Origin of the sequence: Intrasporangium sp. (assembly GCF_030452765.1) — a bacterium.
In the GTDB taxonomy this organism is placed as follows: Bacteria; Actinomycetota; Actinomycetes; order Actinomycetales; family Dermatophilaceae; genus Intrasporangium_A.
In genome coordinates, this window is the sequence record NZ_JAKDLO010000041.1 from 22,058 (window position 1) to 28,500 (window position 6,443).

A 6,443-nucleotide genomic window follows, 5' to 3' on the forward strand; every position below is an offset into this window, starting at 1 on the left:
ACCGAGCCGAGGACCGAGGGGCCCGCCCGTGGTGCAGTTGTTGCTCGTGCACCTTGTGGCCGCGACGTTGGCACCCCTGCTCGTCAGGTTGCTGGGCCGGACCGCCTTCTTCGTCGTCGCGCTCGCGCCCGCGGTCGCGTTCGGATGGCTCGTCTCCGTCGCCGGCGAGGTCCGCTCCGGGCACGGCCCCGAGCAGCGGGTCACCTGGGTGCCGGGCCTCGGCCTCGACCTCGACTTCCGGCTCACCACCCTCTCCTGGGTGCTCGGGCTGCTCGTCACCGGTGTCGGGGCCCTCGTCCTGTTCTACTGCCGCTGGTACTTCGAGCGGGGCGACCCGGCCCTCTGGCGCTTCACGGCGGTCTTCACCGCGTTCGCCGGTGCGATGCTCGGACTCGTCGTGACCGACAACTTCCTGATCCTCTACGTCTTCTGGGAGCTGACGACGGTCTTCTCCTACCTGCTGGTCGGGCACAACCCCGCGAGCCTGACGAACCGCCGCTCGGCCATGCAGGCCCTGATCGTGACGACGGTCGGCGGGCTCGCCATGCTCGTGGGCATCATCGCCCTCGGCGTGCGGCACAGCTACCGGATCAGCGAAGTGGTCGCCGACCCGCCGCCGCTCGACGCCGTCACGGTCGGTGCCGTGGTGCTGCTGCTCGTCGGGGCGCTCAGCAAGTCGGCGCTGATCCCCTTCCACTTCTGGTTGCCGGGTGCGATGGCGGCACCGACGCCCGTCAGCGCCTACCTGCACGCCGCGGCGATGGTCAAGGCGGGCGTCTACCTCGTCGCGCTGCTCGCACCCGCCTTCGCCGGAGCGCCGGCCTGGTACGCGCTGACGATCGGCCTCGGCCTCGCCACGATGATCGTCGGGGGGTGGCGGGCCCTGCGGCAGCACGACATCAAGCTTCTGCTCGCCTACGGCACGGTCAGCCAGCTCGGCTTCATGGTCGCGTTCGCGGGGCTCGGCACGCAGGAGGGCGCCCTCGCCGCTCTCGCCCTCGTCGTGTCCCACGGGCTGTTCAAGTCGACCATGTTCCTCACCGTCGGAGTCATCGACCACTCGACCGGCACCCGTGACCTGCGCGAGCTCTCCGGCGTGGGTCGCCGGATGCTGCCGCTGGCCGTCCCGGCCGTGCTCGCGGGATGCTCCATGGCCGGCATCCCCCCACTCGCCGGCTTCGTGGCGAAGGAGGCCGCGATCACGGCAGGGCTCGAGACGGCCACCGACGGCGTGCCGTTGGCCGCAGCCTGGGGATGGCTGCTGACGGTGGCCCTGCTCGCAGGGACGGTTCTGACCGTCGCCTACACGGCGCGGTTCCTCTGGGGTGCCTTCGCAACGAAGTCGGGTATGCCGCTCACGCCCATCCACGCGCCGCACCCCGGGTTCATCCTTGCCCCGCTCCTGCTCGGCGTGGGGTCGCTGCTCGTCGGTCTGCTCGCTCCGCTCGAGCACGCGTGGCTGGTTCCCTACTCGCGCCAGCTCACGGTCGGGGCGACACCACAGGTCCTCGCCCTGTGGCACGGTTTCACTCCGGCGTTGGGCCTTTCGGTCCTCGCCATCGCCGCAGGATCCGGACTGTTCGTCTGGCGCGACCGGGTCGCCCGGGTGCAGTCGGCGGTGCCCGCGCTCGTCGACACCGAGCGGGGTTACACCCGGCTGATGCGGTGGCTCGAGGTCGGCTCCGTCGAGGTGACCGCCCGGACCCAGCGAGGGTCCCTGCCCTTCTACCTCGCCACGATCCTGCTCGTCTTCATCGCCCTGCCCGGCATCACGTCGATCGCACGAGGGTCGATCGGGACGGTCCGGCTCTGGGACTCCCCCGCGCAGGCCGTCGTCGGGGCCGTCGTCGTCGCAGCCGGCGTCCTCGTCCTGCTGACGAACCGGCGACTCGCCTCGGTCATGCTCGTCGGCGTCACCGGATACGGGGTCGCGACCCTCTTCGTCATCCACGGGGCCCCCGACCTCGCCATCACCCAGATGCTCGTCGAGACCGTCTCCCTCGTCGTGTTCGTTCTAGCGCTGCGGCGGCTACCGACCCGGTTCGAGCGGCACGATCGGTCCTTCCGGCGCCGCTGGAGGACCCTCCTCGGGGCCGGCTCCGGGGCTGCCGTCGGGGCGATCGCGCTCGTCGCGAGCGCGGCGCGGCATGACACGCCGATCTCGATCGACTTCCCCACCGAGGCGTACGCATTCGGGCACGGCAAGAACATCGTCAACGTGACCCTCGTCGACATCCGTGCCTGGGACACCCTCGGTGAGGTCTCGGTCCTCGTCGCTGCGGCGACGGGAGTCGCGAGCCTGATCTTCGTCAAGACCCGCAACACCCAGCTCTCCATGGCCAGCGCCCAGCCACTCACCCCGACCGAACCTGACCGAGGCACCTGGCTACGCGGCGGACGGACGTTGCGCCCCGAGCGCCGTTCGGTCATCTTCGAGGTGGTCACGAGACTCATCTTCCACATCATGATCGCGGTGTCCCTCTACGTGCTGTTCTCGGGACACAACCTGCCCGGCGGTGGCTTCGCCGGGGGCCTCGTCGCGGGGCTGGCCCTCGTCGTGCGCTACCTCGCCGGCGGTCGCTACGAGCTCGACGAGGCGGCTCCTTTCGATGCCGGCCTCGTCGTCGGTGTCGGTCTGCTCATCGTCGTGCTGGCGGCCCTGGCGCCGCTGGCGTTCGGCGGCACGATCCTGCAGTCCGCCGTCCTCGACTTCAACCTGCCGCCGTGGGGCGAGGTGCACCTCGTCACGTCGGCCTTCTTCGACATCGGGGTCTACCTCATCGTCTTCGGCATGATGCTCGACATCGTGCGGAGCCTCGGTACCGGAATCGACCGGCAGATCGCCGCCGAGCAGCACGAGCGGGCCGACCGGAGCATGGGGGCAGGCTCGTGATGGGACTGACGCTGCCCCTCGCGCCTCCGGCAGGGCCCTTCGAGAGTCCCCTCCGAGCCGCCGGCGACCCGACCATCTCGAGCAGTCTCGCCCCCAACGCCGTGCTTCTCGTCGTCGTAGCGGTGCTGGTGGCGTCAGGGGTCTTCCTCCTGCTCGACCGCAGCCTCGTGCGCGTCCTGCTCGGCACCCTCCTGATCGGCAACGGGGTGTCCGTGCTCTTCCTCGTCGTCGGCGGCCCGGCGGGTGAGCCGCCGTTCGCCGGTATCCCGGCCACGGACGTGAGCGACCCGCTCCCGCAGGCGATGGTCCTCACCGCGATCGTCATCTCGCTCGCCACGATCGGCTTCCTGCTCGCTCTGTCGTACCGGCTCTGGCAGCTCTCCGGCACCGACAACGTGCCCGACGACATCGAGGACGCCCGGCTCCAGGAGCTCGCCGACCTCGACGAGCCCTCGAGTACCTTCGCCGAGGGCGAGGAGTCCACGACGACGGCCGACGAGCTCGCCGAGGACCACACATGACCCCCGGCCTCGTCTCCGACCTTGTCCCGTTGCCGGTCCTCCTACCTCTTCTGGGAGCGGCGCTCACTCTCGCCGTCCGGCGCTCGCCCCGCCTTCAGCGACTCACGAGCACCGCGGTCCTCACCGGGCTCGTCGTGGTCGCCGCGGTGCTCGTCGTCGAGGCGGACCGGCGTGGTCCCCTGGTGCTGTGGGTCGGGGCGTGGAAGGAGCCACTGGGCATCTCCCTCGTCGCCGACCGGCTCAGTGCCCTCATGCTGCTCGTGTCCGGCGTCGTCATGCTCGTCGTGCTCGTCTTCTCGATCGCTCAGGGCTATGAGGACGACGAGACGGACACGCCGATGACGATCTTCCACCCGACCTACCTCGTCCTCGCAGCCGGCGTCAGCAACGCCTTCCTCGCCGGCGACCTGTTCAACCTCTTCGTGGGCTTCGAGATCCTGCTCTTCGCCTCGTACGTACTCCTCACGCTGGGAGGGACCAGCGAGCGGATCCACGCCGGGACGACATACGTCGTCGTGAGCCTCCTGTCTTCCGCCCTCTTCCTGATCGGGATCGCCGCGACGTACGCCGCGACCGGCACGGTCAACCTCGCTCACCTCGCGATCCGCATCGGCGGTCTCGACCCCGGTATCGTCCTCGTCCTCCAGCTGTGCCTGCTCACGGCGTTCGGGATCAAGGCCGCGGTGTTCCCCCTCTCGGCCTGGCTCCCCGACAGCTATCCCACCGCCCCCGCTCCCGTCACCGCCGTCTTCGCCGGCCTGCTGACCAAGGTGGGCATCTACGCCATGATCCGCGTGCAGACCCTGCTGTTCCCGCAGTCAACGCTGCACGGGCTGCTCATGTGGGCGGCGCTGCTGACGCTGGTCATCGGCATCCTCGGTGCCGTCTCTCAGTCCGGCCTCAAGCGGATCCTGTCGTTCACCCTGGTCAGCCACATCGGCTACATGCTCTTCGGGATCGCCCTGGCGACGGCCCACGGGATGGCCGGCGCGATCTTCTATGTCGTGCACCACATCACGATCCAGACGGCGTTGTTCCTCATCGCGGGTCTTGTCGAACGCTTCGCCGGGACCACGTCCCTCGACCGGCTCGCTGGTCTGGCTGCGGCCTCACCCCTCCTCTCGATCCTCTTCTTCACTGCCGCCATGAACCTCTCCGGTATCCCCCCGATGTCCGGGTTCCTGGGCAAGATCGGCTTGTTCCAGGCCGGCGTCGAGTTCGACACACCACTGTCGTGGGCGCTGGTCGTGGGCGGAATCGTCACGAGCCTGCTGACGCTCTACGCGCTGGCCAAGGTGTGGAACCAGGCGTTCTGGCGTCCCTTCCCGGAGATCCCCGACACCGACCTCGCCGGGCAGGCTTCGGGCCCCGCCGAGGCCCCCGTGCTGGGCGAGGCCCCCGTGCTGGGCGACGACGCCGTGCTGGGCGACGACGCCGTGCTGCTCGAGGGTCCCGGCGCGGGGGCAGGGTCGACGACGGCAACCGCGCTCGCCCGTACGCAGGGTCCATCGACGAGTCGTGCCTTGCCACCGGTCATGCTAGCCGCGACGGCAGCGATGACGGCGGTGGGCTTGGTCATCGCACTCGTCGCCGGCCCGCTCTTCGCCTACGCCCAGCGCGCTGCCACCGACCTCATGCGGCGCGACCCCTACATCACGAGTGTCCTACCCCTACCCCCCGGAGTGCGTCAATGAGCCACCCCAGACGTATCAAGCCGAGCGGCGGGTCACCGGATGGCACCGATCCGGGCGCCGCTGAAGGTGCGAGCCCGCCACGACGCGGCGGTTTCCAGCCACGCACCATCCTGGCCGTGGCCGTCACCTGGCTCCTGCTCTGGGACCGAATCTCGTGGGGCAACATCGTCAACGGCCTCATCATCGGTCTGGTCGTGACCCTAGCGTTCCCCCTGCCCTCGATCGAGTTCGCGGGCCGTCTGCGGCCGCTGCGGATCGGATGGCTCATCTTGCGCTTCTTCACCGATCTCGTCGCGGCCTCGATCCAGGTGTCCCGGCTCGCCCTGGGCCCCAGACAGCCCCGCAACGCGGTGATCGAGGTGCCACTGAGATCCCGCTCCGACTTCTACCTGACGATCACCGCCGAGCTCAACGCGCTCGTCCCCGGCTCGGTCGTACTCGACGCCAGACGGTCGACCTCTACGCTCTACCTGCACCTGCTCGACGTGGGGCGCCCCGGGGCCATAGAAGAGGGACGCGCCCACGTGTACCGGGTCGAGGAGCGCGTCGTGCGTGCCCTCGGCTCCGATCAGGAGATCGCCGACCTGCAGCGCCGCAAGCACGGGAAGGGGGGTGCATGACGACAACTTTCACGATCGCCGGGATGCTCATGCTCGCCGCCGCCGCGGCCCTCGTCCTCTATCGGGTCTTCCGAGGACCGACCAACCTCGACCGTCTGATCGCGACCGACATCCTGCTCGTCATCGTCATCTCGGGTGTCGGGATGGAGGCTGCATGGCACCGACGTGCAACGAGTCTGCCCCTGCTCATGGTGCTCGGCATCGTCAGCTTCGTCGGCGGGGTGGCCATCGCGCGCTTCATGTCCCACGACTCTGACCGGGAGGCGCGATGAGCTGGACGGCGATCCTCGACCTGGCGGGCGGCCTGTGCCTGCTCCTCGGCGCCTTCATGTGCCTGGCCGGGGCCATCGGGCTCGTCCGCTTCCCCGACACTCTCTCGCGGCTGCACGCGGCGACCAAGCCGCAGACACTCGGGCTCATCCTCGTCCTCGTGGGTCTGGCCCTCACGATCCGGACCTGGGCGGCCGTGACGACGCTCGTCTTCGTCGGTGCCACCCAGTTCTTCACCTCGCCCGTCACCGCACAGCTCGTGGGACGTTCGGCCTATCGGCACGGCAACGTCCGCGGGGACCTGCTCATCATCGACGAACTGTCCGATGCCCTCGCTCGTCGTGACGAGGAGGGCGACGCCTCCCCCTGATCGAGCGCGCAGTTTTCCCCATCGAGAGTGCACTTCGTCGGATCGAGAGTGCACTTCGTCGGATCGAGAGTGCAC

At 69.4% G+C, this 6,443-nt stretch carries 6 protein-coding genes; all 6 read left to right on the forward strand.

Going from position 1 to position 6,443, the window contains the following annotated elements:
* Nucleotides 1–28 precede the first annotated feature (28 nt).
* From L0H79_RS07350 to mnhG, 6 genes are read left to right on the forward strand one after another with little or no spacing between them, the layout of a single operon-like run.
* The gene (locus tag L0H79_RS07350) at nucleotides 29–2,893 is read left to right on the forward strand and encodes a Na+/H+ antiporter subunit A (RefSeq protein ID WP_301483937.1); all 2,865 of its coding nucleotides are present in this window, start codon (nucleotides 29–31) and stop codon (nucleotides 2,891–2,893) included.
* Complete coding sequence (locus tag L0H79_RS07355) at nucleotides 2,893–3,414, forward strand: Na(+)/H(+) antiporter subunit C (RefSeq protein WP_301483938.1); 522 nt, start codon at nucleotides 2,893–2,895, stop codon at nucleotides 3,412–3,414. Before L0H79_RS07350 ends, L0H79_RS07355 begins: the two co-directional genes overlap by 1 nt.
* Entirely contained in the window at nucleotides 3,411–5,108 is a 1,698-nt protein-coding gene (locus L0H79_RS07360; RefSeq protein WP_301483939.1) for a Na+/H+ antiporter subunit D, read from the forward strand. The genes L0H79_RS07355 and L0H79_RS07360 overlap by 4 nt, the downstream gene beginning before the upstream one ends.
* The gene (locus L0H79_RS07365) at nucleotides 5,105–5,728 is read left to right on the forward strand and encodes a Na+/H+ antiporter subunit E (protein WP_301483940.1); all 624 of its coding nucleotides are present in this window, start codon (nucleotides 5,105–5,107) and stop codon (nucleotides 5,726–5,728) included. The genes L0H79_RS07360 and L0H79_RS07365 overlap by 4 nt, the downstream gene beginning before the upstream one ends.
* The gene (locus L0H79_RS07370) at nucleotides 5,725–6,000 is read left to right on the forward strand and encodes a monovalent cation/H+ antiporter complex subunit F (RefSeq protein ID WP_301483941.1); all 276 of its coding nucleotides are present in this window, start codon (nucleotides 5,725–5,727) and stop codon (nucleotides 5,998–6,000) included. Before L0H79_RS07365 ends, L0H79_RS07370 begins: the two co-directional genes overlap by 4 nt.
* The gene (mnhG, locus tag L0H79_RS07375) at nucleotides 5,997–6,368 is read left to right on the forward strand and encodes a monovalent cation/H(+) antiporter subunit G (RefSeq protein ID WP_301483943.1); all 372 of its coding nucleotides are present in this window, start codon (nucleotides 5,997–5,999) and stop codon (nucleotides 6,366–6,368) included. The genes L0H79_RS07370 and mnhG overlap by 4 nt, the downstream gene beginning before the upstream one ends.
* Nucleotides 6,369–6,443 lie beyond the last annotated feature (75 nt).

Excerpts from the sequence above, each read along its gene's own strand:
- L0H79_RS07355 (WP_301483938.1), top strand. The coding sequence starts at position 2,893 with ATGGGACTGACGCTGCCCCTCGCGCCTCCGGCAGGGCCCTTCGAGAGT.
- L0H79_RS07360 (WP_301483939.1), top strand. The coding sequence starts at position 3,411 with ATGACCCCCGGCCTCGTCTCCGACCTTGTCCCGTTGCCGGTCCTCCTA.
- L0H79_RS07365 (WP_301483940.1), top strand. The coding sequence starts at position 5,105 with ATGAGCCACCCCAGACGTATCAAGCCGAGCGGCGGGTCACCGGATGGC.
- L0H79_RS07370 (WP_301483941.1), top strand. The coding sequence starts at position 5,725 with ATGACGACAACTTTCACGATCGCCGGGATGCTCATGCTCGCCGCCGCC.
- mnhG (WP_301483943.1), top strand. The coding sequence starts at position 5,997 with ATGAGCTGGACGGCGATCCTCGACCTGGCGGGCGGCCTGTGCCTGCTC.